Origin of the sequence: Paenibacillus sp. FSL R10-2736 (genome assembly GCF_038000245.1) — a bacterium.
Lineage (GTDB): Bacteria > Bacillota > Bacilli > Paenibacillales > Paenibacillaceae > Paenibacillus_AQ > Paenibacillus_AQ phytohabitans.
Genome location: NZ_JBBOBN010000001.1, coordinates 6,395,077 through 6,418,226, shown reverse-complemented (window position 1 = coordinate 6,418,226; position 23,150 = coordinate 6,395,077). Strand labels below are relative to the sequence as shown.

The 23,150-nt window shown below is 51.7% G+C and carries 21 protein-coding genes and 1 riboswitch; of the genes, 14 read left to right on the top strand and 7 right to left on the bottom strand.

Annotation, left to right across the window (positions count from 1 at the left end; translation table 11 throughout):
• The first annotated feature begins 108 nt into the window (after window positions 1-108).
• The 5 genes from NSQ73_RS27490 to NSQ73_RS27470 all read left to right on the top strand — a co-directional run bounded on the left by NSQ73_RS27490 (window position 109) and on the right by NSQ73_RS27470 (window position 3,868).
• Entirely contained in the window at window positions 109-756 is a 648-nt protein-coding gene (locus NSQ73_RS27490) for a nitroreductase family protein (protein ID WP_340989043.1), read from the top strand.
• A 180-nt stretch (window positions 757-936) separates the two neighbouring features.
• Window positions 937-1,638: a pirin family protein gene (locus NSQ73_RS27485; protein WP_336103545.1), complete on the top strand. Its 702-nt coding sequence runs from the start codon at window positions 937-939 to the stop codon at window positions 1,636-1,638.
• Between the two features lie 37 nt (window positions 1,639-1,675).
• Window positions 1,676-2,005, top strand: a complete 330-nt coding sequence (locus NSQ73_RS27480) for a hypothetical protein (protein WP_076247394.1) — start codon at window positions 1,676-1,678, stop codon at window positions 2,003-2,005.
• 182 nt (window positions 2,006-2,187) lie between these two features.
• A complete protein-coding gene (locus tag NSQ73_RS27475) occupies window positions 2,188-3,282 on the top strand; it encodes a Leu/Phe/Val dehydrogenase (protein WP_336103552.1) in 1,095 nt (364 codons plus the stop codon).
• Between the two features lie 244 nt (window positions 3,283-3,526).
• Window positions 3,527-3,868 carry a DUF898 family protein gene (locus NSQ73_RS27470; RefSeq protein ID WP_039302961.1) on the top strand — a complete coding sequence of 114 codons (342 nt, stop codon included), beginning with the start codon at window positions 3,527-3,529 and terminating at the stop codon, window positions 3,866-3,868.
• 123 nt (window positions 3,869-3,991) lie between these two features.
• Here the strand turns inward: NSQ73_RS27470 and NSQ73_RS27465 are convergent, their stop codons facing one another.
• On the bottom strand, window positions 3,992-4,714 hold the full coding sequence (locus NSQ73_RS27465) for a peptidylprolyl isomerase (protein WP_340989041.1): 723 nt from the start codon (window positions 4,712-4,714) through the stop codon (window positions 3,992-3,994).
• 173 nt (window positions 4,715-4,887) lie between these two features.
• On the opposite strand from NSQ73_RS27465, the gene NSQ73_RS27460 reads away from it, so the two are divergent.
• The gene (locus NSQ73_RS27460; protein ID WP_042133924.1) at window positions 4,888-6,105 is read left to right on the top strand and encodes an MFS transporter; all 1,218 of its coding nucleotides are present in this window, start codon (window positions 4,888-4,890) and stop codon (window positions 6,103-6,105) included.
• Between the two features lie 19 nt (window positions 6,106-6,124).
• On the opposite strand, the gene NSQ73_RS27455 is transcribed toward NSQ73_RS27460, so the two are convergent.
• The 3 genes from NSQ73_RS27455 to NSQ73_RS27445 all read right to left on the bottom strand — a co-directional run bounded on the left by NSQ73_RS27455 (window position 6,125) and on the right by NSQ73_RS27445 (window position 8,414).
• A complete protein-coding gene (locus NSQ73_RS27455) occupies window positions 6,125-7,432 on the bottom strand; it encodes a voltage-gated chloride channel family protein (protein WP_340989039.1) in 1,308 nt (435 codons plus the stop codon).
• A 64-nt stretch (window positions 7,433-7,496) separates the two neighbouring features.
• A riboswitch (Fluoride riboswitch) is annotated at window positions 7,497-7,558 on the bottom strand.
• A 49-nt stretch (window positions 7,559-7,607) separates the two neighbouring features.
• Window positions 7,608-8,213: a hypothetical protein gene (locus tag NSQ73_RS27450; protein WP_052421682.1), complete on the bottom strand. Its 606-nt coding sequence runs from the start codon at window positions 8,211-8,213 to the stop codon at window positions 7,608-7,610.
• A 21-nt stretch (window positions 8,214-8,234) separates the two neighbouring features.
• Window positions 8,235-8,414 carry a hypothetical protein gene (locus NSQ73_RS27445; protein ID WP_340989038.1) on the bottom strand — a complete coding sequence of 60 codons (180 nt, stop codon included), beginning with the start codon at window positions 8,412-8,414 and terminating at the stop codon, window positions 8,235-8,237.
• Window positions 8,415-8,689: 275 nt separating this feature from the next.
• On the opposite strand from NSQ73_RS27445, the gene NSQ73_RS27440 reads away from it, so the two are divergent.
• Window positions 8,690-10,588: an ATP-binding protein gene (locus NSQ73_RS27440; protein WP_340989037.1), complete on the top strand. Its 1,899-nt coding sequence runs from the start codon at window positions 8,690-8,692 to the stop codon at window positions 10,586-10,588.
• 116 nt (window positions 10,589-10,704) lie between these two features.
• The gene (locus NSQ73_RS27435) at window positions 10,705-12,621 is read left to right on the top strand and encodes a HAMP domain-containing sensor histidine kinase (protein WP_340989036.1); all 1,917 of its coding nucleotides are present in this window, start codon (window positions 10,705-10,707) and stop codon (window positions 12,619-12,621) included.
• A gap of 15 nt (window positions 12,622-12,636) precedes the next feature.
• On the opposite strand, the gene NSQ73_RS27430 is transcribed toward NSQ73_RS27435, so the two are convergent.
• Complete coding sequence (locus tag NSQ73_RS27430) at window positions 12,637-12,876, bottom strand: NHLP leader peptide family RiPP precursor (protein WP_039302970.1); 240 nt, start codon at window positions 12,874-12,876, stop codon at window positions 12,637-12,639.
• An 84-nt stretch (window positions 12,877-12,960) separates the two neighbouring features.
• Complete coding sequence (locus tag NSQ73_RS27425) at window positions 12,961-13,899, bottom strand: hypothetical protein (RefSeq protein ID WP_340989034.1); 939 nt, start codon at window positions 13,897-13,899, stop codon at window positions 12,961-12,963.
• Window positions 13,900-14,121: 222 nt separating this feature from the next.
• On the opposite strand from NSQ73_RS27425, the gene NSQ73_RS27420 reads away from it, so the two are divergent.
• A complete protein-coding gene (locus tag NSQ73_RS27420) occupies window positions 14,122-15,198 on the top strand; it encodes a Gfo/Idh/MocA family protein (protein WP_340989032.1) in 1,077 nt (358 codons plus the stop codon).
• 389 nt (window positions 15,199-15,587) lie between these two features.
• Here the strand turns inward: NSQ73_RS27420 and NSQ73_RS27415 are convergent, their stop codons facing one another.
• The gene (locus tag NSQ73_RS27415) at window positions 15,588-17,522 is read right to left on the bottom strand and encodes a glycoside hydrolase family 20 zincin-like fold domain-containing protein (protein ID WP_340989030.1); all 1,935 of its coding nucleotides are present in this window, start codon (window positions 17,520-17,522) and stop codon (window positions 15,588-15,590) included.
• Window positions 17,523-17,606: 84 nt separating this feature from the next.
• Between NSQ73_RS27415 and NSQ73_RS27410 the strand changes: the two genes are divergently transcribed.
• The 5 genes from NSQ73_RS27410 to NSQ73_RS27390 all read left to right on the top strand — a co-directional run bounded on the left by NSQ73_RS27410 (window position 17,607) and on the right by NSQ73_RS27390 (window position 23,122).
• Window positions 17,607-18,461 (top strand): helix-turn-helix domain-containing protein, encoded by an 855-nt coding sequence (locus NSQ73_RS27410; RefSeq protein WP_340989028.1) that lies wholly within the window; start codon window positions 17,607-17,609, stop codon window positions 18,459-18,461.
• An 863-nt stretch (window positions 18,462-19,324) separates the two neighbouring features.
• Window positions 19,325-20,734 carry a sensor histidine kinase gene (locus NSQ73_RS27405; RefSeq protein WP_231575289.1) on the top strand — a complete coding sequence of 470 codons (1,410 nt, stop codon included), beginning with the start codon at window positions 19,325-19,327 and terminating at the stop codon, window positions 20,732-20,734.
• Between the two features lie 23 nt (window positions 20,735-20,757).
• Window positions 20,758-21,393, top strand: a complete 636-nt coding sequence (locus tag NSQ73_RS27400; protein WP_042133942.1) for a response regulator — start codon at window positions 20,758-20,760, stop codon at window positions 21,391-21,393.
• 363 nt (window positions 21,394-21,756) lie between these two features.
• The gene (locus NSQ73_RS27395; protein WP_039302983.1) at window positions 21,757-22,497 is read left to right on the top strand and encodes a YveK family protein; all 741 of its coding nucleotides are present in this window, start codon (window positions 21,757-21,759) and stop codon (window positions 22,495-22,497) included.
• Window positions 22,481-23,122, top strand: coding sequence for a CpsD/CapB family tyrosine-protein kinase (locus NSQ73_RS27390; RefSeq protein ID WP_042133946.1), 642 nt, complete (start codon window positions 22,481-22,483; stop codon window positions 23,120-23,122). The genes NSQ73_RS27395 and NSQ73_RS27390 overlap by 17 nt, the downstream gene beginning before the upstream one ends.
• The last annotated feature ends 28 nt before the right edge of the window (window positions 23,123-23,150 follow it).

Sequence of the window (23,150 nt, the reverse complement as noted above, 5' to 3'; positions counted from 1 at the left end):
TTTTGAATTATACTGTGCGTAATATTATACAGTTAAACGCTGGCGCTAGAATACAGCGGTTGATGAAGTGCTTATTTGGATCAGGAAGAGGAAGAGGAGGATGAGCGTATGTCAGCAGAACTAAAGGTAGAACAGGAATTCGGCAAGGTGATTCGCGATAGGCATTCTGTGCGGAAATACGATCCATCCTGGACAATATCCGATGCGGAGATTAAGGAGATCCTCGAAGAGGCGATTCTTGCCCCGTCTTCGTCCAATCTGCAGCCTTGGCGGTTCATTGTTATTACCGACCCGGACGTGAAGGCGCAGCTCCTGCCGATCGCCCATAACCAGGCACAGATTACCGAATCCTCAGCAACGATAGCCGTGCTTGGCGATCTGGAGGCTTACCGCAACGCGGAGACCATCTATCAGTACGCAGAAGCAGCCGGTTATGTCACAGCGGAAATAGGTGCGGCTATGGCCAAAAGAAGCTATGACGGCTATTCGGGCATGCCTGCTGAGAAGCTGAAGGAGATTGCGCTGATCGACGGAGGGCTGATCTCCATGCAGCTTATGTTGGCAGCCAAGGCGAGAGGTTATGATACCGTGCCTATGGGCGGATTCGTGCACGACAGCTTCAAGGCGCTGTTCGGGATTACTGAGCGTTATGTGCCGGTGATGCTCATTGCACTGGGCAAGGCAGCTGTAGAGGGACGGCCGACAGCCAGACTTCCGCTGGAAGCAGTTGCGCAATGGAACGCTTTTCAGGCCTAATTCTGAAGGATTAAGCTTCACACTATATTACTGAACCTGCTGTCTTCTGAAGAAACGGATGCCGCCCCAAGGGCCGGTGCCCGTTTCTTCTTGTTTGCGGAGCTTTCTGCTACACTGAAGGTATGGAAGACCCTGAAATTCATTAAGACAGACCATAACAGCCTTTAGGAGGAGATCACAATGATTACAGTATATCCTGCAGAGTCTGCACACCGGTTCGATCACGGCTGGCTGAAGGGCAGTCATGTCTTCTCGTTCGGCGATTTCTATGATCCTGACAATACAGCCTTCGGCCCGATGCGGGTCTGCAACGACGATACCATCTCTCCGGGAAGAGGCTTTGGTGCCCACCCGCACAGTGATATGGAGATCGTCTCCATTGTGCTGTCCGGCGTGCTGCGCCATGAGGATAACCTGGGCAATGTGGCGGAGACTTCTTTTGGCGGCATTCAGCGGATGTCAGCCGGAACGGGCGCTATTCATACAGAGCATAACCCTTCTGACAGCGAGCCGGTGCGGCTGCTGCAGCTGTGGTTCATGCCGCGTACCCGGGGAACGGCTCCTTCCTATGCGACAGGACGCTTCGATCCGGCGAAGCTGGATGGAAGACTGCTTCCGGTAGTGGCAGCTGAAGCCTCGGCGGAGGTCGTCGGCATTGCCCAGGATATGACCATCTATCTGGGCAGAGCGCAGGCTGGCGGGCTGCTTGATTTCCGGCAGGAGCCGGGCCGGCGGATCTTCGTCTATTTAATCGGCGGACAAATTACGCTGAACGGGGACGCTGTGCTGAAGCCGGGAGATTCTGCCCGGATTGAAGGGGTGAGCCATTTGGAGCTGCAGGCAGACGGGGATATGCTTGTCATGCTGATTGATCTGCCTTAAATAAGGCTTAAACCTAAATGTGGAGGAGGAATCCTTGATGGCAGAGCAGGAAAGAGTACTGGTGAAGCATTCCGTAACAGGGCGTATGCTGATCAGCAGTACAGATGGCATAGGCTATACCTTTGATGAGCAGGGCGGGCTAACCGTGATTACCCTAACCGGAGTTCCGGCTGATAAGGGTGCGGCAGTTGCTGAACTCAAGGCTGAGCTGAATGTATTCCGTTTCGAGGAACCGGCTGGCGGGCCGGTGATTAAGCACTGGTATTACGTAGGTGATCATCCTGTAGTATATGATGCGGCCACGGGCCGTCTGACGATAGCTGTGCAATCCGAGATCGAATACCGGCCGGACCAATACTGGGAATAAAGCTGCAAAGACATCAATCTGACTCTCTAACGCTTCGCGTGAGGTTGATGTCTGTTGATTGCTGGATTTTGCTGAAAAAAGCTGAAAATGGGACAAAAGATATTGACAACATGTCCTGAAAGGTCTAGCTTTGTTATGAAACGTAACATGTACATAAAGTGGAGACAGGAGAAATGAAGCTAATGGAATTGTTTGCTGCAATGGAGCGGGACGACTACGAGGAAGTGCTGTTTTGTCAGGATAAGGCATCAGGCTTGAAGGCAATCATTGCTATTCATGACACAACACTGGGTCCCGCACTGGGTGGAACGAGAATGTGGACCTATGCTACAGAGGAAGAGGCGGTTGTGGACGCGCTCCGGCTGGCCAAGGGCATGACGTATAAGAATGCAGTTGCCGGGCTGAATCTGGGCGGCGGCAAGACGGTGATTATCGGGGATCCCAAAAAAGATAAAAATGAGGCGATGTTCCGCGCCTTCGGCAGATACATACAGGGCTTGAACGGCCGTTATATTACAGCCGAGGATGTAGGCACTACGGAAGAGGATATGGACATCATCCATCAGGAGACGGATTTCGTCACCGGCATCTCGGCTACCTACGGTTCATCCGGCAACCCTTCACCGGCTACAGCTTTCGGGGTATACCGGGGAATGAAGGCAGCGGCCAAGGCGGCATTCGGCAGTGATTCACTGAACGGCAGAACCGTTGCCGTGCAGGGTGTCGGCAATGTATCCTTCACGCTGTGCAAATACCTTCACGAGGAGGGGGCACGCCTGATCGTCACAGATATTAATAAAGAGGCTGTCAGCCGGGCAGTAGAGGCTTACGGGGCTACAGCGGTGGACCCGGGCGAGATTATTCAGGCGGATTGTGACATCTACGCGCCGTGCGCACTCGGTGCCACCATTAATGATGAATCCCTGCCGCTGCTGAGAGCCAAGGTTGTGGCGGGAGCCGCTAACAATCAGCTTAAAGAACCGCGCCACGGGGATGCCCTGCATGAGATGGGGATTGTCTACGCCCCGGACTATGTCATTAATGCCGGCGGCGTAATCAATATCGCCGACGAGCTGAACGGCTATAACAAGGAACGGGCGTTCAAGCAAATCGCCAAAATCTACGACAGCATCACCCGCGTGCTGGAAATCTCCCAGCTGAGCGGAATTCCAGCTTACGCTGCAGCGGATCAGCTCGCAGAGGAGCGGATCTCGCTGCTGCGTAACAGCCGCAGTACCTTCCTGCGCAACGGGCAGCATGCCCTTAGCAGAAGATAAGGTGAGCAGCCGGGGCGGGAGCGGTGATCCCGCTGCATAATCCGGGTTGCGTTGAATCTGTACATGAACGGCTCTGTTCCGCTAATCGGTGGTGAACAGGGCCGTTTCTTAGGCTGTATAGCAGATCATTCGACAATTCGTTTGCTATTTCATGCAGAATAGTGAGAAATGTAGCAGTAGCCGGCTTGGATAATAAGGAAAATAGAACCAGGAAAGATCTTGCAGGATTGAAAGGTGGAGACACATGGCAGCGGTGAATATGAATGCGGCAATGAATTACGGAAGCAGGGAGTCGTACTTTGACGGGACACTTATCGAGTATATTGGCTGGTGCCTGGCAGGCTGGCTGGTTACGGTGTGTACCCTCGGAATTTGCTATCCTTGGTCTGTGGTGATGATCTACCGCTGGAAGGTGGAGCATACCGTAGTTAACGGGCAGCGTCTGCGGTTTGACGGCAGTGCCGTAAGCTTGTTCGGACAATGGATCAAGTGGTTCCTGCTGTCATTAATAACGCTCGGCATCTACAGCTTCTGGGTAAGAATTAAGCTGGAGCAGTGGAGAACGAAGAATACTCATTTCCAATAATCCGCCGCATGATTTAAGAATACGTAAGACAGACCAAGAGCCATCGTCCGTAACCGGAGGATGGCTCTTGCTTTGCAATTCCGCTGCTGGAAGGGCGGCAGCGGGGTACGGGATAAATAGCGGTTATTGCACCTTTTGCGGCTCCGGATAGGTTACGCCGAGAGTATCGACCGTTACCTTCTTCATCACCGGCGGCTGTTCAGGGCGGTCATTAGCATCACGCGGCAGATTGACGATATCCTGGACGGCTTCCAGTCCTTCGGTAACCTTGCCGAAAGCGGCATAGCTGCCGTCAAGGCTCGGATACGCGGCGGCCATAATGAAGAACTGCGAGCCTCCCGAATTCACATCCTGGCTTCTGGCCATGGATAGAACGCCTTCTGTATGCAGCAGATTATTGGTGAATCCATTGGCGGAGAACTCTCCGGCGATACTGTAGTCCGGACCGCCCATACCTGTACCGTCAGGGTCGCCGCCCTGAATCATGAAGCCGGGAATAACCCGGTGGAAGATGGTTCCGTCATAGAAGCCCTTCTGGATCAGCGAAATGAAGTTGTTGACCGTGTTGGGGGCAACCTCGGGATACAGCTCAGCCTTAATAATGGCGCCGTTATCCATTTCAATTGTAACTACCGGATGGCTGGCCGTGGCTGAAGGTACGCCTTCCGTAGCTGCAGCAGCATTATCCTGTGGCGCCGTAGTAGCCTCGCTGCCGGCGGTAGTACTATTTCCGTTTCCGGCAGCAGCATTATTGTTCATAGGCTTGTTGCCGCAGCCCGCCAGAATCACGAGCATCAGACACATCGCCGCCAGCAGGATGACGGGTTTTCTAGTAGTAAGCTTCACGGTACAAATCTCTCCTTTTATCTTTGAATAATAGGTGCAGTCTCCCTAGTATCATACCTTCTTTGTCCCGCTTCATGCAAAGCCTGCCCCTCCGGCCGGGATTGGCACATTCTTCAAAGAGGGGTAGAATGGGAGAAGTGCTTCCAAAAAAACGCTGAAGGGATGTGTACAGCATGAGTTTTTCATGGAAGCGGAACCTGATCGTGCTCTGGGTAGGGGTTTTCTTTTGCAGTACGGCATATTCGATCTCGATTCCGTTCCTCTCAATTTTTCTTAGCGACCAGTTAGGTGTTACAAGCCATTTGGAGATATGGTCTGGGGTCAGCTTCGGCATTACGTTTCTGGCCAGCGCGCTAATCTCGCCTTACTGGGGTTCACTTGCCGACAAATACGGCCGCAAGCCAATGCTTATCCGTTCGGGCTTCAGCCTGGCGGCCCTGTATCTGATTAATTTCTTCGTGCATGATCCTTATGTATTCTTAGTCGTGCGGATTCTGCAGGGACTGCTCGCAGGGTTCGTTCCGGCAGCAATTGCTATGGTAGCGACCAACACACCGGAGGATAAGACAGGCTATGCGCTTAGCATCATGTCTACAGCCGGAGCCACCGGCAGCATCATCGGGCCGCTCATCGGCGGCGTAGTCAGCTATTATTCCAGCAACCGTGTTGCGTTCCTGTTCTCGGCTGTTATTGTGCTGGTCTCCGCGCTGATCGCTACCTTCTTCGCCAAGGAAGAGAACTTCGACCGTTCTGCCCCGCGTTCCAGGGTAAGTGATGATATCCGGGAAGCCGGCCAGAACCGGGCATTTATCACCCTGCTTCTGCTTGCGGGCATCAGTACCTTCTCCGTCATGATTCTGGAGCCGCTGCTGCCGATCTATCTGCTGGACATGGGGATTTCACGCAGCAGCGCCTCGCTTAGCTCCGGAATCGTTTTCTCGGCAGTCGGCATCGCTACCGTAATTATGGCACCGCAGTGGGGAAGAATCGGCAGCCGCAAAGGCTATGGCTTTATTCTCTTCATCGGTCTGATTGGCGGAGGGATCGGGAATATTCTGCAGTATTTTGTATCAGGTTATGTAGAGTTTGCTATTCTGCGGTTTGCCTACGGCCTCTTCTATGCCGGTGTGCTTCCTTCCGTTAACGCGATGATAGTCCAGGTCATTGAACCGGGATTTCGCGGACGGGCCTTCGGGCTGAATCAGGCGGCCAGCCAGCTGGCAACGATGGCGGGACCGATTATCGGCGGTCTGCTCGGAGCCTTCCTGCCGATCCGCTGGGTATTTGTCATTAACGGCGTCATGCTGCTTGTAGCGGCTGTACTCGTGAAGACCCACAAGCTGGAATCGAAGGTGAATGCCGCGCACGCGGGAATCCAGGTGACACCTTGAGAAGTAACTGCCGCTGTTTCTACTTGTGAAGCTCTTTGACGGCGGCCAGCGTCGTCCCTTCAGGAACAGGGAGCAGTGCGCTTTTGGAGATGCCGATGAGCTGGGAACTGTAGATGCCGCTGTGTCCGGAGAACAGATAGCTGATTACGCAGGCGATGAACATGTATACCGCTCCGCCGGAGCCAAACAGCTCAATGCCCATAATGAAGCAGGCGATCGGTGTATTGACCGCTCCGCAGAAAACGGCGATGAAGCCGAGCGAAGCCAGGAAAGGTCCATAGAGATGAAGTAAGCCGGCCAGACTATTCCCCAGAGTAGCTCCGATGGCAAAGAGCGGGGTCACCTCGCCGCCCTGAAAACCAGTCCCTAGGGTGAAGGCTGTGAAGACCAGCTTCCACAGAAAGGCGAAAGGATGGACATCCCCCGTAAATGAACCGCTGATTAGCGGAATCCCGAGGCCCAGATAATCCCGTGTACCGGCAATGTACACCAGGGCGATAACGATAAGACCGCCGGTGGCGCTTTTGAGCATAGGGTTACGGATTAGGGCGGTGAAGGTCCGCTTCAGATAATGGGTAAGCTCGCTGAACAGCAGGCTGACCAGACCGAACACAATGGACGCGGCAATTACTTTGACCAGCACCAGCGCATCCATTCCGGGGACAACATCCACCTGATAGTGGATATGGTGCACACCCCACAAGCGGGAAGCGACAAGATCACCGGTGAAGCTGGCAACGAAACAGGGCAGCAGGGCCTTGTGGCTGATCAGGCCGATGGCGATAACCTCCAGACCGAAGACCGTTCCGGCCAGCGGGGTCCCGAAGATCGAGCTGAAACCTCCGCTGATTCCGCACATGAGCAGAATTTTGCGGTCCAGGGAGTTGATCCGGAGCCGTCTTCCCAGCGCATCGGCCAGACTGCCGCCCATTTGCACAGCCGTTCCCTCACGCCCGGCAGAACCTCCGAAGAGATGGGTAATGAGTGTCCCGATAAGGACCAGAGGCGCCATCCGCAGCGGAATCGCTTCATCTCCCTGCTGAATCTGCTCCAGAATCAGATTGTTGCCCTTTGCGCTGGTTTTGCCGAACCGCATATACATACCGCTCACCAGAGCTCCCCCCACAGGAAGCAGGAACAGCAGCCAGGCATGCTCCAGCCGGACCTTGGTCACGGCTTCCAGGCTTTTCAGGAAAATAGCCGAGGCACTCCCCGACAATAGTCCCACCATTCCCCCCAGCACCACCCATTTCACAAATGTACTCCAAAGAGCGAGCTGGCTCTGCCGTGCTGCAAGCTCCACCCACCATGCATACTTCCTCTTCATCCTGCTATGCCCCCATATCCCGAGTCTGCTCCCTGAAAATAAACAGACTCCTACCAGCAAGTGATCACTGGTAGGAGTCATTAGTCCCGAAGGACGGTTATGGCGAACTCCATCGCCGTATTGAATGCCATTATAGTAAGTTTATTTCGTTCAAATGTCAATACGGTTATGCCGCTTAGTCCTCTTCGCCGCTCGAGCCGTTCAGCACATCGGTTCCGGGCATTGCGTCGGGGTCCGGGGAGACCGGGTCGATCGCGCTGCCGGGATCAATATCGTCGGCATCCGGAATATCCTCCAGCGGAAGCTCTTCCTCTTCCTCCAGCAGCTCTTCCTCATCCGCATAATCAATTACATTGCCGGTCAGGCCTGCCGCGCCGGCAGCGTACAGTGCATCCGATTCCAGGAGCTCGTCCCGTTCCGGCGCCGGAGTCCCTGGCGGAGGGGGGTTCCGGTCTGCACGCGGGCCCAGCCCGGAATCCGGCACATTCAGTCCGATGTCGGCAGCCAGAATATTATCGCCGACCAGTGCCGGATCGGAACCGTCGTCCACCACACCGTCGAAATCTATGGGTGTGAAATTAGCGGGATCGTGGCTGGCCAGAGCAGATTCAAGCGGCCGGTTCCCGGCGGTGTCCACTTCATCACTTGGACTTTGTTCGGTAATGGTGCCGAGCGGACGCAATTCTTCCAGCGGAATATCCTGTTCCGGGGAAATGCCGCCCATTTTGGTATAACGCTCGTACACAAAGTCAGCTTCGGTCTTATTGAATTCATTGCCCATTGCTGTTCAGCTCCCTTTATTTTAAGTCTGCCCCACTTTGGGGACAGCATGATTAACCGCAGCTTTCTGATCCTTGTCCGGAAGTGCGCCGGGATAGGTGCCTTCCTGGAACAGTCCGGACTCTTCATCAATATCCCGCTCGGTAATCAGGTCCTCACGGTCTTGTTCTTCACCATCAGCAGGTTTCTTATGAGTGTCCATCGCGAGCCTCCTTTACCTATAGTAATTGTATACCCTTTAAACCGGCGGCGAATCTGTTCGGCAGCCGGGCAGCCATTCTGTTAATATATTCATTCCACCCGTGGAATAACCGCAATTAACGCGTAAATATAAGAATGCATAGGCTTCACAAGCTAACTTATCCTTCTATTTTTCGAGGTTTTTTGCAGGATAAGGCAGGTATAGTGCGAACGTTGTCGAAAATAAGAATCATATGAACTACGTAAATACAACTAAGGATTCACTGGGGTGCCACAATGAAGTTGCCTTCAACCAAAACAGCAGCCGCACTAATTATGCTGCTGCTCGTAATTGCCATAATCCCGGTTGGCATTGCCATGGAATGGGGCGGACATAAGGAAGTAGCCCTTCCGGCATGGCAGCTTAAATGGGAACATGCAGCTCTACATGATATTCAGGAGGCGATGGCTGCTCCTTCCGGGGAGTGGCGGACTGTACAGGCGCGGGCAGACAGGCCGCAACCGCCTGTAGGTGCGGATTCAGTCTGGCTGCGGTTTTCTTTGCCGCGGACAGAGGCGAATTCAGCACTCCTGATCGACAAAGTATACGGCGACAGCCTTAAGGCATATATAGACCGCCGGCTTATCTATGATTCCAGTGAGGTGATCAATTACAGCGGCAACAAGGTGCTAATTCCGCTATCCGGGGAGGACAGTGCCAAGCAGCTGTATCTATGGAGTGCCGGCGGCGGCAAGGATTTCGGCATCGGGGGAAAGGTCAGGGTAGGCAGCTATGACAAGCTGCTGTCCTTCTATGTTAAGCAGGATCTGGTGGATATTGTCATTGGAGCGGCGCTGATATTTATGGGCGGAGCGCTGATGATCTGTCTGTTGTTCCTTAAACCGGAATTTTTCTCGGGCGGATTATTTCTGATTCTGGTCATTATATCCTTTGGCGTGCTGCTGATTACGTATTCTCCGTTCCTGCGGCTGATCGTGAACAGCCAGGAGCGGCTTACGGGAATCTGCTTCGATCTGGCACTCTTCACACTTCTGCCGGCGTTTACGATCTACTTTGAACAATTATTTGGACCCGGCAAGCGGGGATATACCACCCGGCTGCGCAATTTCCAGCTGGCTTACTCCTTGTTCTGCCTGGGTGCGCTTGCACTGAATGCCGTGCTCTCATTCCGGCTCGACTACCTGTACTCCTTCCTGACCATCAATGTGACAGGTGTGCTGATTATGGCGCAGTTTGTTTATTTGCTGTATATGTCGCTGACTTATGCCCTCAGGGGCAATAAAGATGCTGTGATTTTCTCGATGGGGTTCTCTGTGTTTGCCTTCCTGTCCCTGAGTGAGCTGCTGATCTATTATTTCTCTTCAGAGAGGTATCATCTGTATTGGTGGAAATGGGGAATGGTTCTGTTCGTTATTTCCCTGATTGTTATTCTGGGAAGACGGTTTGCGGGGAGTCATGAGCAGGCTTTGGAATACTCCAGGGAACTGGAGAAATTCAATAATGATCTGCAGCGGTCGGAGAAAATGGAGATTATCAGTGAACTCGCAGCCTCGGTTGCCCACGAGGTACGGAATCCCCTGCAGGTAACCCGCGGTTTCCTGCAGATTCTGGGAGAACGCTCCGGCAAGAAGGAGAAGGAGTATCTGCAGATGGCCATGGAGGAGCTGGACAGAGCCTCGGTCATCATTACCGACTTTTTGACGTTCGCTAAGCCCGGTATGGATACGGTAGATGTATTTGAAGTCTCCGGAGAGCTGAAGCATGTGTCAGGCATTCTGGTGCCCCTCGCCAATCTGCAGGGTGGAGCCATTGAACTGCATCTGCAGGAGGATCTTCAAGTGTCGGGCAGCCCGGCCAAATTCAAGCAGGCATTCATTAACCTGATTAAGAACAGCATTGAGTCATTGCAGGAGGAAGGCCTGATTATAGTAACCGCCTGGAAGACAGGCAGTCATGTGGTCATCAGTGTGCAGGATAACGGCGAAGGCATGAAGGTCAGCGAGCTGGCCCGGCTGGGGGAGCCGTATTATTCCAATAAGACGAAGGGAACGGGGCTTGGACTCATGGTTACCTTCCGGATTATTGAAGCGATGAACGGTTCCATAGAGTTTCTGAGCAGGAAGGGTGAGGGGACAGAGGTTATTGTTAAATTACCAGCCTCAGGTAATAATTAGGAATTATTTTTGTTTATTCCGTTTTTTTGAAGGGATGGGCGGAGGGCGGAGCGAAATACTAACACTAACAGAACTTTGTTTCTGAAACTTTCTTCTGAGGTGCTTGCATGTCTTTGATGTTCAAAAGTTTACATATAACCTTAGTGCTGTTTCTGCTCTCAGTAACCTGTGGACCGTTTCTGGTATCAGCGCAAAGTTACTACCCTGCCAGCGAGATCAGCCATTGGCAGATGAAGTGGCAGGAGGGTCCGGGAGACAGCGGGCGTAAGATTCCTCTGAGGGAAACGGAGGGATGGATGGAAGTTGAAGCGAAGACAGAGATGCCTCAGCTGCCTTCCGGGGTATCCTCCGCCTGGACGAAGCTAACACTGCCCTCATATAGCTACGCAGCCCCTTCCGTCTATATTGATGCGATCTATGCCCTGCATGTCAAAGTGTACGTGGAAGAGCGTCTGATTTTTGAGAGCGACTACAGCTTTATTAAGGATAATTATTCGCTGCTTGTGCCTCTGGATATGACGGACAACGGCAAGACGATGTATATCTGGACGGAAACCCTGAAGGACCGGATTGGAATCAAGGATAAGATCGTGGTCGGTGAGCATAGTGTTCTGATCAAGGATTATATTAAAAATGGACTTATCGATGTGATCCTGGGCGGCGCCTTTGTGTTCGTGGCGGTGGTCCTGTTTGTCTGCTCATTTTATCTGAACAAGGAGTACTTCCCGGTTGCAGCTTCCTTAGCCATAGTGATAGCCTCCACCGGAGTGCTGTCTATTACCTACTCACCGTTTACATATACCTTCTACAGTTATCTGGGACCGGTCAGCGTGGTGTTCTTTGACGTGGCGCTATTGTCGCTGTTGCCTTCCCTGACCTTTCTGTTTGAGAAAATATTCGGCGGCGGCAAATTCGGCATCATCCGCTCATTCCGCAAATTCGAGTCCGTTTACTCCCTTTTTTGCATCCTTTGTCTGATTATTAATACGCTCTCCGGCGACCGGATTTTGGAATTCTACTATTTTGTCTCGACTAAGATTCTTGGGATCATCATGATCCTGCAATTCATTCTGCTAATCGCCTGCGTGATCATATTCTCCCTGAAGCGCAATAAGGATGCCATCATTTTCGCCATTGGTTTCGGTACTGCAGCATTAACCGGAGCCTCGGAGCTGGTCTGGTATTATGTTAAGGGCGGAAATTATGACCTATTCTACTGGAAATGGGCGCTGGTTGTATTCATCCTGTCGCTGATTGTCATCCTGGGCCGGCGGCTGGCGCAGAATCATCAGCAGGTGGTGAAATATTCGCGAGAGCTGGAGCTGTTCAACAATGAACTGCAGCGTTCGGAGAAAATGGAGATTATCAGCGAGCTGGCAGCGTCTGTAGCCCATGAGGTGCGCAACCCGCTTCAGGTTACCCGGGGGTTCCTCCAGCTGCTCAGCGAGAAGTCGAACGGCGATGAGCGGAGATATCTGTTCATGGCTCTCAGTGAACTGGACCGTGCAGCAAGTATTATCACGGATTTCCTGACCTTTGCCAAACCGGAGTTTGAGCAGATTTCCCTGCTTAACGTGAACGAAGAATTCAAGCATATCCAGAGCATACTCTTGCCGCTGTGCCATTTAAATGGAGGCAAAATGATTCTGGATGTTGAGGATTGCTTATGGGTTAAGGGCAACTCGTCCAAATTCAAGCAGGCGCTGATCAATATTATCAAGAATAGTATCGAATCACTGGGAGAAGACGGCGCGATCCATCTGCTGGCCTATGGTAAAGGGGATAAAGTATACATTCATATTAAGGATAACGGGGCGGGGATGGAGCCTGCGGTCCTCAGCCGTCTGGGTGAACCGTATTTCTCTTCCAACAAAACAAAAGGTACGGGTCTTGGACTGATGGTTACTTTCCGTATTATCGAGGCGATGGAGGGGGAAATCCGCTTCATGAGCAAAAAAGGAGCCGGAACCGAATCCATCACCATTCTGCCGCGTGCAGAAGGTCCGGATGATTCCAACTCCCTATTAGCTTGATTTCATTAGTGAAAGTTACCAGATGCCGAGCGCAGAGACATTAGTCTTCATCATTCCGGAGGCCGGACTTGGAGGAATAACGAGATAGAACTCATTGGAGCCTTCCTCTACTGTCTTAAGTGTAATGTTATCAGGAAGGGTAATGCCGAGCACTTCTTTGAGGGCTGCTTTCGGATCTGTGAGTAGTCTCTGTTTGAAACTCGGATCTTCCCAGGCCTTCTGAATCACTTGATTCTTAAGAATTGCGTCTGACAATACAATCACCCTTTCAAAATGGTTATATTTTCCTGATAAGCATAACATAGGCCAATCTATAATTCTATTGCTTTTTTATATATTTTATAAAATATTCATATTTTTGGTTAACCAATAATTGAGCCCTCCGCTTTGCAATAATTGCTTCTCGGCTTCGATCGCTGCGGCCATATGCTGCAGGTTCTTCACCAGCACCTGATGGAAGGATAACAGATGGGGAAGCTCCAGCGTGAAGGCTTCCAGTGTGCTGTGATTAACCAGAGCTGTCCCCGCATACGAAGCAAGTCCGCCATTTGTGAAAATAAAATCCTTCACCGATGATTTAGTGAGCGGTACTCCTTCATCCTCCCCATGGCAGCGTGCCAGCGACAGCAGGCAATTGTAATTTCCCTCCTCCAAATCCTGTTCCCAATCCTCATAGTCATCAAGCATCTGCAAGGTCAGCAGTACGCCGTGAATCATCTCTTCAGCTTCAGTTATCAGGTGGGATTGGTCTGAGAGCAGCAGTGCCGCCGTGCTGGTAAGCTTAAGCGGACTAGCTTTGTGGGAGATACGGAGGCGGTCCCTCAGGAAATAATCTCCGCCGGCTTCACCGCTTACACTGTCTGCCCACTCCGAGATATAACGCCCAAAGTATGACCAGAACGGGGAATCCGCCGGGAAAAGCGGACGGTAAATATTCAGAAACTCGACATAGAGCAGATTGGCCAGCGGCAGTGCCTGTACAGCGGAGAGCTCATTACTGTCCATCAGATCATCCTGGAGGAAAAAATAAAGCATAAAAAAGACGTTGCCGACCGACATTTGACGGGTCAGGGGGATACTCAGGCCGCATCTGTCCTGCAGCCAGAAGGGGAGAAGATAACATATGTAATTTTTGTGGCTTCCTGCCCTAAATACGTTAAACTGATCAAGATAGGACAGGCCTTGGGCATTAAGCGGTTCGGGAAACGCTGAGATAACCGTGCAGCTCTCCTGAAAAACCAGGCGGAGCTCGTCCTCGTAATCATGAAGCCAATCCATAGGCTTGTCTCCTGTCAACAATGTATTGTTCTTCTACTATTAGGAAAAAAGTGGGTATTTGTCATGATTATAGTCCTAGATTCAGCCTATTTCAATCCAATTTTGGAAATGAAGTCCCTGGGGGTCTAACGGACTATTTAACCGCAGAGATTACAGGCCGGGAGAAGGCTGGAGCAACGGAATAACACTATGTGAGCAGTGCAGAAAGGAAGGATGTTAAGCATGGATATTATCAGGTTCGGACTGGTGGGGGGAGGCTGGCGGGCTGAATTCTATCTGCGGATCGCCAGAGCACTTCCGGAGCGCTTTGCCGTAGGGGCCATGTACGTCCGTAATAAGGATAAAGCGGAAGCATTGAAGAGAATCTGGGGAGTGGAAGTATATACTTCCATCGATACGTTTATTGAAGCAGGCGGCTATTCCTTTGCTGTTATCTGCCTGAAGCGGGAGGCCAGTAAAGACTACATCATTAGAATGGCGGCGGAAGGGATTCCGCTCCTGGCGGAAACTCCGCCGGCACCGGATCTGGAACAGCTCACTCAGCTATGGAATGCGCTGGACCGTTCAGCCGTTATCCAGATAGCCGAGCAGTATATGTTCCAGCCGATGCATGCAGCCCGGATCAGGCTGGCCCGCTCAGGACGCCTCGGGACAATCAGTCAGGCGCAGGTGTCAGCGGCCCATGGATATCACGGGATAAGCCTGATCCGGCAGCTGCTGGATCTCCGCTTCGAGAACGTGAGTATCCGTGCACAGCGTTTCGGTTCTTCTATTATTAACGGTCCGCAGCGCAGCGGGCCTCCGGCTGCCGAGGAGCTGGTGCAGACCGAGCAAACGCTGGCTATCCTGGATTTCGGCGGCAAGCTGGGGGTCTATGATTTCACCCGTGACCAGTATTTCTCCTGGATTCGCGCTGGCCGCGTGCTCGTCCGGGGGGAACGTGGAGAGATGATGAACGATGAAGTCTCCTGGCTGCAGAGCTATGACACTCCAGTCTACAGCAAGCTGCGCCGGATCGATGCCGGCCACGGCGGGAACCTGGAGGGCTTATATCTCAGGGGGATTATGGGGGACGGGGAGTGGCTGTACCGCAATCCCTTCATTCCTGCCCGGCTAACGGAGGAAGAAATTGCTATCGCCGAGAGTCTGGACAGAATGCAGCGGCACGTAGAGGGAGGCCCTTCATTCTACAGCCTGGCCGAGGGTAGCCAGGATCAATATCTGGCGCTGCTGATGGAGCAGGCTGCGGCAAGCGGTGAGATTGTCCTCTCTACTACTCAGCCTTGGGCGGCCGAGTGACCAACTGGCGGGTGGAGGAGGGAAGAGCGGAGCAGGATCAGGGAAGTGCCGGATGTAGTAAAAACGAGTCCCAATTCCACTATTGTGGATAGGGACTCGTTTGTTTAGAGATCATGAATGGTTGGGTACCGCATTCCAGTACAACTTCGATCAGAATTCCTGCACGAAATACAACATTCTTCGAGATATATAACCCTTAACCGGAGATTGTTGGAGAAAATACAGCATTTCTCCTCTTCCAACCGGCTTAGCGGGGGAATTGTTGTATTCCATACAACATTCCTCTAAAAGCCCGCCTATCAGGAGGTTAAAGTTGTAATTCTTACAACATTTTTTTGCGCTTACCTCTTCTGATCACACTAAGCGCGTGTATAGTCCTGGGACTAGCTCTATCCTTGTACTTCAGCCTCACTGAGCTTGGCTGCAAGCGCAACATACTCTCCGCGCAGGCGGACCAGCTTCGACACACTTTGCTCCAGGCCGCCGAGCCGGTTGCGCCGGGTCCATAGCTGCCGGTAATGATGTAGCAGGAGATCCAGATCATGGATCAGCTCCTGAACGAGTGCCGCATCAATCTGCGGCGTTGCCCCGGCCATCTGTTTCTTAAGCCGGGTCAGCTGCACGGCATGCTTCACAAAGTGAATCCCGTTGCTTAGCTCTTCTGCGACAAGACCGGCATCATCGCATTCCAGGGCGAGCCCTTCAAGCTTTGCTTCTATGCCGGTGATGTAATGCTCAAGCTGCTGAAGCTGCTCTCCAGTCAGCTTCTCTGCCAGATGCACATGATCCAGACTGCTGCGCAGCAGCATGGACATTTCTGTATCATTCGGGCGGAGGGTTCCGGATTCGAAGGTATAATAATTTCCGAGATCGAGCAGTAATTGCCCGATGGCTCCGGAGCGGTCTTGGAAGATGGAGGTGTTCAGGTATTCGGCAACATCCGCTTCAAGGTTGCCCTCCACATTCCAGGCCAGTGCAGCCCCGTATACGAATCCGGCGTAGCTGACCGGCAGATGCTGCCAGTGGCCGAAATCGCCCCAGTCTGTAATCAGGTAGCCGATCGCACCGTTACGTTTGCCGTGGACTGCCGCACTGCGCAGATTAGCCAGCATATTGTCGGTCCGTCCGGTAAGTGAATTCCAGGAGCTGGTTCCCGGACAGACATAGAACGGAATCTCCGCTTCACGGAACTTCAGGGTATCCGCTTCGAACGGATGAGCGGCGCTGTAGCCCCATTCCATGGCGATAATATCCTTCGGCAGGCGGGGAATCAGCTCCGGATGCTGGATAATGATATCACCCCAGAACTGCATGGTTTTACCGCGCTCCGTAACGAGCCCGTGGATTTTCTCCAGGAAAGAGAGATAGAGCTCGCCTTTACCGGTGGAGTCAGCCTTCGCTTTGCTTTTGCCAAGTCCCAGTTCATAGGTCTCGTCACATCCGACATTGAATAGCTGCGAATGGAAGTAAGGAAGAAGGTCATCATACATTGTGCCCAGAAGCTTCAGTACTTGCGGATCTTCCGTATCGAAGGTTCCGGGATGCATAAACAGCCCGTCGGGATACAGATCGCTGTCATACATATGATCAGGGAGCATGAAGCCTTCGGGAATTTCGGCCAGACTATTGAATTCAGGACGGGTCAGCCAGCCCTCCATATGGCCGAAGCTGTTCTGGTTAGGCACCAGCTCGATATAACACTCACGGCAGTAGGCATCCAGCAGCAGAATTTCCTCCCCGGTAATGGGCGTTTCCAGCTCCCAGACCTGCGGGAAAGACTCATAGGCAAATGGAACTCCTTCTATATATAGCTGTAACTGATTCAGCTTCAGATCGGACATCAGATCAATGATCCGGTACAGGGTTTCCAGCTTGGGGATTTTGTTGCGGCTGATATCGATCATGAGTCCTCTGGCGGCAAAGTCCGGCTGATCACGGATAAGCAGCTGGGGAATACTTCTGCCATACTGCTCCAGCAGCTGCTTCAGCGTACCGGCCGCATAATAAGCGCCTTCCGGGGAGCCATAGGCAATGGTGATTCCGTGTTCATCAATGTGAATCTCGTAGGCTCCGGCCGCCAGCAGGGCATTATAGCTGAAGGTAAAGGAGGAAACGGTGGAAGGGCGTATCCCCACCGACAGAGACAGACGGAGCTGAACCGCCTGTAGAGTAACCTGTTGAAGCTTGCGTGCTGCCGGGAGTGCGGTTTGATTCCTCTCACCGGCCAGAACAATACTCCCCTTGGCGGGAATGAGATACTGGCCTTGGGATACTGTGACCTGCTGGGGGTAAGGGAGCAGCTGTAAATTACTGTTTTCAGGCATAGCGTGGACACCTCTTATTCATGTAGAATATGATCATCTTCATTACAACCATATCACTCCTAAACAGGTGGAGGAATGCAATGTATGCCCAAGCTCATGGATTATATGATCAGTCCCTATCCGATCCGGATTATCGATCCCAAGGTAGAAGCTTCCAGGCTCCGGCTGAAGTCGATACGGATAGGGCAAGCGGGTCATCTGCCGGGAAGAACGCTCTTTCGTTCAGGTGTGGTGTTCGAGCACTGGGCGCTCGTATACATAGTTTCGGGTGGCGGTTCTTATAGTGAGAACGGAGGCAAGGAGCAGCAGGTCCGCGAAGGGAGCCTGTTCTTTTTCCGTCCCGGCTGCACCTACAGTTTCGGACCGCCTTCAGGAGGGTATTGGGATGAATACTATATTAATTTCGCCGGAAGCCGTGTCACGGAATGGCTGGAGACCGGAATGATAGCTGGAGGGGCTGTCTGTCAGGCGGATGGGGTGCAGGGACTTACGGCCTTGTTTGAAGAGGTTCTGGGGCTAATGGACGGCGGGGCTCCCGGAGATGCGGACCGGGCGGCCTTGAAGCTCGAAGAGATGCTGCTGGAGTGTTCACTGCGTATTCAGGGCAATAACCGGCTCCTGCAGGCAGAACCCATGTCTCATATCCGCGAAGCGCTGAATGCCTGCATCTATGAGGAGCCTGATCTGCCTGGAATCGCTGCAGGTCTGCATATCTCCATGTCCACACTCCGTCGTACGGTTCGCAGAAGCAGCGGTTATCCCTTGCATGAATATATCCACCGTCTCAAAATGGCAGAAGCCAAACATCTTCTGCTCAATACTTCCCTGCAGGTACAGGAAATCGCGGGAATGCTTCATTATAGGGATTCCTTCTATTTCTCAAGGCTGTTTAAGAAATATATGGGTAATTCTCCGCAGAACTGCCGCAGCAACGTATAAAAACCGACATTATTCTACTTTATTTCTGGATATATGTCGTAATTTGCAGATTATTGTTGACATGCAGAAAAAGACAGTGATATGATTTAGAACATATTAACAGTTTTTTGAATAGTTCTTCTAGACTATGCCGGAGATGAAGCCATGAGAGAATATTACTGCATCAGTTGCCGCAGTCTCCATAAGGTGGACGCAAGAAACCATACCTTACGTATTCTGTCCACCGGGTATCATATCGTTGGCGAACAGCGTTACCAGATTTGCATATGTAATAAAGCCAAGCAGCAAACAGCCTTGCCGGCGGTGACTGAGTAGACTGCAGACGACAGAATGATCATGACGGTTGTGAATATTATATAACGAACAGCCTGTCCCTCCAGAGGGACAGGCTGTTTGTCTTGTGCAGGAAATGGTTGTTAGACCATGAATGCGCTATTATTTGGAATTATGGATATAACTGAGTGCGATTTTGTAAAAAAAGGTTAATGACATGCTTTTTATTTTAAAAGTAAACGCTGTCATTAAAAAGCGAAACTTGTTATTGTGATTTTTCTCATGTATGATGCTTTTAAACATAGCTTAGAATAAGCTCGAATTTTCCACAAACTGGAGAATAGGGTGGTGGGATGAAAATTAAAGCAACAGCCGAAGACAGAATGATCGCCTTTTACAGAACCATTTCTTTGTCCCTCACATCGTTTATGTTCCTCATGGTTCCTGCGGGGCCTTCCGTAATATACAAATCCCTACTAATCATTGTGCTATTCTTATTTGCTCAAGTATTCACTTTCTATTACCGGAGGCTTCGTGCAAGACCGCGTATTCTTATGCTCGTTATCTGTATAGAGCTGGCGGGAATCATTGTGTTGACGCTATTTACAGGGGGATATGACAGCCCGTTTAAGCTGTATGTGCTGAGTCCCGTCCTGATTGCTGCTGGATCGCTATCATACTATTTTGTCTGGAGCCTGCTTCTCGGGTATTTCGGCATCGTTGCCGCGCTATGTTATTTTCTCCCCGGATCTACGGGGAAATCTTTCTCCGAAATCGTGCTTACGAACGGCAACATGTTTCTAGCCCTGGCTCTTGCGGTTATAGTTATGCAAATGGTTAACGGGATAAAGCGGCAACGGGAGGAAGCAAACGCGCGGACCAACGATACCATGGAACATATCAAGTCGCTTTATCACATCGTGGAAACATCGAGCCAGCATGATTTCATGAACATAGGCCAAGTCATCACCGACTACGTTGTAAAGCTTACCAAGCTGGAGAAGGCCTTGTTCTGGTTCGCGAAGAAGAGCGGAGAACCCGCTCCGGAGAGCCGGCAGACGGGCTGGCAGCATGAGGAAGAACGGTTTCTGTTCATGGAGCTGGAGAAGCATGAGCATGAATGGAGGCTGCAGCGGGAACCGGTATTCAAGAGTCTGCCGGGTCTTGGGGATTTCCTGCTGATGCCGGTAAGGATGAGTACACGTTTCGTGGGGATGATCGGCGTGAGGCTGGAATCCTCGGAAGGGCTGGAAGGCCGCAGATGGTATATCCAGCAGCTGATGTTCCTGTCGGAGCTGAGTGCGATTATTCTTGAGCGCCATGAGCTGGGCGTGATCGAGAACCGGCTGATCATCACGAACGAACAGAACCGGATAGCCGATGAAATGCATGACAGTGTATCACAGAGCCTTTTTGGCATTGTATATGCTACGCATTCCCTGAAGCAGTCCTGGCGCAAAATGTCCGAAGGCGAGCTGGAGGAGCAAATTGAGCTGATCCACGATTCAGCCACCAAGGTGGCCAAGGAACTCAGGATCACCATCTACAGCCTCAGCTCCAAGAAGAGCGGCGGCCCCAGCTGGCTTGGTATGGTCCGCTCCCATCTCAAGAGCCTGTCCCGGCTCAATGATGTGGAAATTGAACTAAAAATAACGGGGGATGATTTCAGTCTCCCTTATCCTTACCACAAGGCGCTCTTCCGGATTATCTCCGAAGCGACAGGCAACGCCATACGTCATGGTGCGGCCAGCCGGGTGGATGTTGAATTGTCCCTGAAGCCCAAATGGATCAGACTATCGATTATCGACGATGGCGTCGGATTTGATACGGACTTGATCTGGACCGAGTCCGAGGATAACACCGGCGGACTGGGAATGAAGAATATGCAATATTTGGCACAGTCCCTTGGCGGTGACTTCCAGTTGTCCAGCAGTGAGAATGCAGGTACCAGAATTTTGATCTCAATCCCTGTCGGTGTGGCTGAACTAAAAAATGCATAAACTTTAGGCAGGAGGTCGTTCAAGTGAAAATCGTCATTGTTGATGATCACCCTTTGGTGAGAAGAGGATTGGCTGCTGTGATTTCAATGCAGGCTAATCTGGAGTTTGCCGGTGAGGCTACGAATGGCCAGGAAGCTCTTCTCGTTATAGAAGAGATACAGCCTGATCTTGTGCTGATTGACCTGAAGCTTGCCGATGAATCGGGTCTGGACATTATCAAGGCAGCCCGTATACGCGGAATTGCCAGTAAGTTCATTCTGCTTACGTCCTCCGCAAGCCGGGAGGATTTCCTGAAGGCGGAAGAAGTGCTGGTAGACGGTTACGTGCTGAAGGAAGCTTTGCCGGAGGAATTGCTGTTTGCGATTCAACTGGTGCACAAAGGCAGAAAGTATTATGATCCCGGCCTGATGGAAGACAAAATGCGGATGAGCGGCAACAGTCCAACGGATGAATTGACACCGAAAGAGAAGGAAGTGTTGATTGAGCTTGGACAGGGGGCCTGCAACCGGGAGATCGCTTCCCGCTTGTTCATCAGTGAATTCACAGTCAAGAAGCATGTCAGCCAGATTCTGGCGAAGCTTCAGGTAGCGGACCGGACGCAGGCGGCATTATATGCCAATGCGGTTGGGCTTACCAAATACGAGATGTCGTACGACTAAGGTTACCTCATAACGGATGGTTAATGAACACGGACAATGATGTCCGTGTTTTTTTGTGCCCTTTGGCCCCTACCCTACCATGAGCATCTGAACATTTTCTGAACAGTTTCTTTATCTTTCAAAAGCATGAAGTGACACGTGAAGTAGGTAACGCTACCGGATGCTGTTAGTTATTACCAGTCGTATGGTACTAAAGTATACCATCCCTACCCTCTTAGGGACTAAACGGCATCACACGAAAGTGAAGTGTAAAGGGATGCTATGAGGCATGTGACAAATGTTGCGCGTTGATAGAATAAAAGCAAGAGTTCTGAAATTTTCATGATTGCTTTCAAAATGAACACATGCGGAAGGAGGGTTACTGTGGAAAAGACGATTTTGGATTACATTAACCTGATTAAAAAAAGATTATGGTTAATCACGGTGTTCGTGCTTATCTCCTGCGCCACCACCTTCTATGTCAGCAAAAACTTCGTTGTCCCCGTCTACTCCGCCTCTGGACAGCTACTGGTCAACAACGTCGTAAATGTTCCCGAGAGCAACAATCTCAACGCACTCAACTTCAGTCTTAACCTCATCGAGAGCTATAAGGAAATCATGAAGTCACCAACGATTATGAAGAGTGTGATCGCGGAGCATCCCGAATTCGGTCTGACGGCAGGCCAACTCGCTGCCAAGCTGCAGATCAAATCCTCAGAGAAGAGCCAAGTGATTAATCTGAGTGTGCAGGATGAGGATTACGCCACCGCAGCTACGATCGTAAACGCGGTCTCACAAACATTCATCCGCAGCCTGCCGGCACTGATGAATCTGGACAATGTAACGTTCCTGACCCCGGCGGACCCGGCGAATCAGCCTGGACCGGTCAATAGCGGTTCTACCATGAACATTATCATCAGCTTTGTAGTCTCGCTGATGGCGGCAGTAGGTATCATCCTGCTGATGGAAACGCTGAACGGTACATTGAGATCCGAGAAGGAAGCAGAGTTCGATCTTGGCCTTCCGGTCATTGCCAGTATTCCGGCAATCCGTAAACGTGATTTGGGCAAGGCGGCAAATGCCAAGGCAAGAGTAGGGGAGGGCGCTTATGTTACGGCTGAATAGAAGTTTGATTACGGACATGAACCCGTCCTCGCATATCTCTGAATCCTTCCGCTCGCTGCGTACCTACATCCGCCAGCTCGGTCTGCTGAAGGGCAATGGTGGACAGGTGCTGCTCTTCACTTCTGCGGAAGGCGGGGAAGGCAAGACAACGATTCTCTCCAATCTGGCCGTATCCTTTGTCCAGGACGGCAAGAAGGTTGCCGTTGTAGACTGCAACCTGAGGAAGCCCGGACTGCACAGTGTGTTTGAGGTAGAAGGAAGCCAAGGGCTGGCCGCTTATCTGGCCGGTTATGAGGAAACCAAAGATATTGCCGTATACGGCAGCCTGGCTAATCTGGCCGTAATTCCTGCAGGTATTACCAGTGTCAGTCCCCCGGATCTGCTCGGGAGCGACAAGATGTCAGCCCTGCTGGAAGAACTGAAAGCAAGCTTTGATCTGATTCTGCTGGATTCGCCGCAAGCGGTGGAATTCAGTGACGCCCGCATTCTGGCTCCGCTCTCAGACGGTGTAATCATCGTGGCCAGACATGGCCGGACGAAGCGTGAGTCTCTCCGCAAGCTGAAGGCTCTTATGGAACAGACAGGTGTGAGAATTCTCGGAATTGCGATGAACCAGACCAAATAATGTACTGAAGCGGCAAGGTGAATGAAAC

Coding starts and splice junctions, on each gene's coding strand:
- NSQ73_RS27490 (WP_340989043.1), top strand. CDS start 109: ATGTCAGCAGAACTAAAGGTAGAACAGGAATTCGGCAAGGTGATTCGC.
- NSQ73_RS27485 (WP_336103545.1), top strand. CDS start 937: ATGATTACAGTATATCCTGCAGAGTCTGCACACCGGTTCGATCACGGC.
- NSQ73_RS27480 (WP_076247394.1), top strand. CDS start 1,676: ATGGCAGAGCAGGAAAGAGTACTGGTGAAGCATTCCGTAACAGGGCGT.
- NSQ73_RS27475 (WP_336103552.1), top strand. CDS start 2,188: ATGGAATTGTTTGCTGCAATGGAGCGGGACGACTACGAGGAAGTGCTG.
- NSQ73_RS27470 (WP_039302961.1), top strand. CDS start 3,527: ATGGCAGCGGTGAATATGAATGCGGCAATGAATTACGGAAGCAGGGAG.
- NSQ73_RS27460 (WP_042133924.1), top strand. CDS start 4,888: ATGAGTTTTTCATGGAAGCGGAACCTGATCGTGCTCTGGGTAGGGGTT.
- NSQ73_RS27455 (WP_340989039.1), bottom strand. CDS start 7,432: ATGAAGAGGAAGTATGCATGGTGGGTGGAGCTTGCAGCACGGCAGAGC.
- NSQ73_RS27450 (WP_052421682.1), bottom strand. CDS start 8,213: ATGGGCAATGAATTCAATAAGACCGAAGCTGACTTTGTGTACGAGCGT.
- NSQ73_RS27445 (WP_340989038.1), bottom strand. CDS start 8,414: ATGGACACTCATAAGAAACCTGCTGATGGTGAAGAACAAGACCGTGAG.
- NSQ73_RS27440 (WP_340989037.1), top strand. CDS start 8,690: ATGAAGTTGCCTTCAACCAAAACAGCAGCCGCACTAATTATGCTGCTG.
- NSQ73_RS27435 (WP_340989036.1), top strand. CDS start 10,705: ATGTTCAAAAGTTTACATATAACCTTAGTGCTGTTTCTGCTCTCAGTA.
- NSQ73_RS27425 (WP_340989034.1), bottom strand. CDS start 13,899: ATGGATTGGCTTCATGATTACGAGGACGAGCTCCGCCTGGTTTTTCAG.
- NSQ73_RS27420 (WP_340989032.1), top strand. CDS start 14,122: ATGGATATTATCAGGTTCGGACTGGTGGGGGGAGGCTGGCGGGCTGAA.
- NSQ73_RS27415 (WP_340989030.1), bottom strand. CDS start 17,522: ATGCCTGAAAACAGTAATTTACAGCTGCTCCCTTACCCCCAGCAGGTC.
- NSQ73_RS27410 (WP_340989028.1), top strand. CDS start 17,607: ATGCCCAAGCTCATGGATTATATGATCAGTCCCTATCCGATCCGGATT.
- NSQ73_RS27390 (WP_042133946.1), top strand. CDS start 22,481: ATGTTACGGCTGAATAGAAGTTTGATTACGGACATGAACCCGTCCTCG.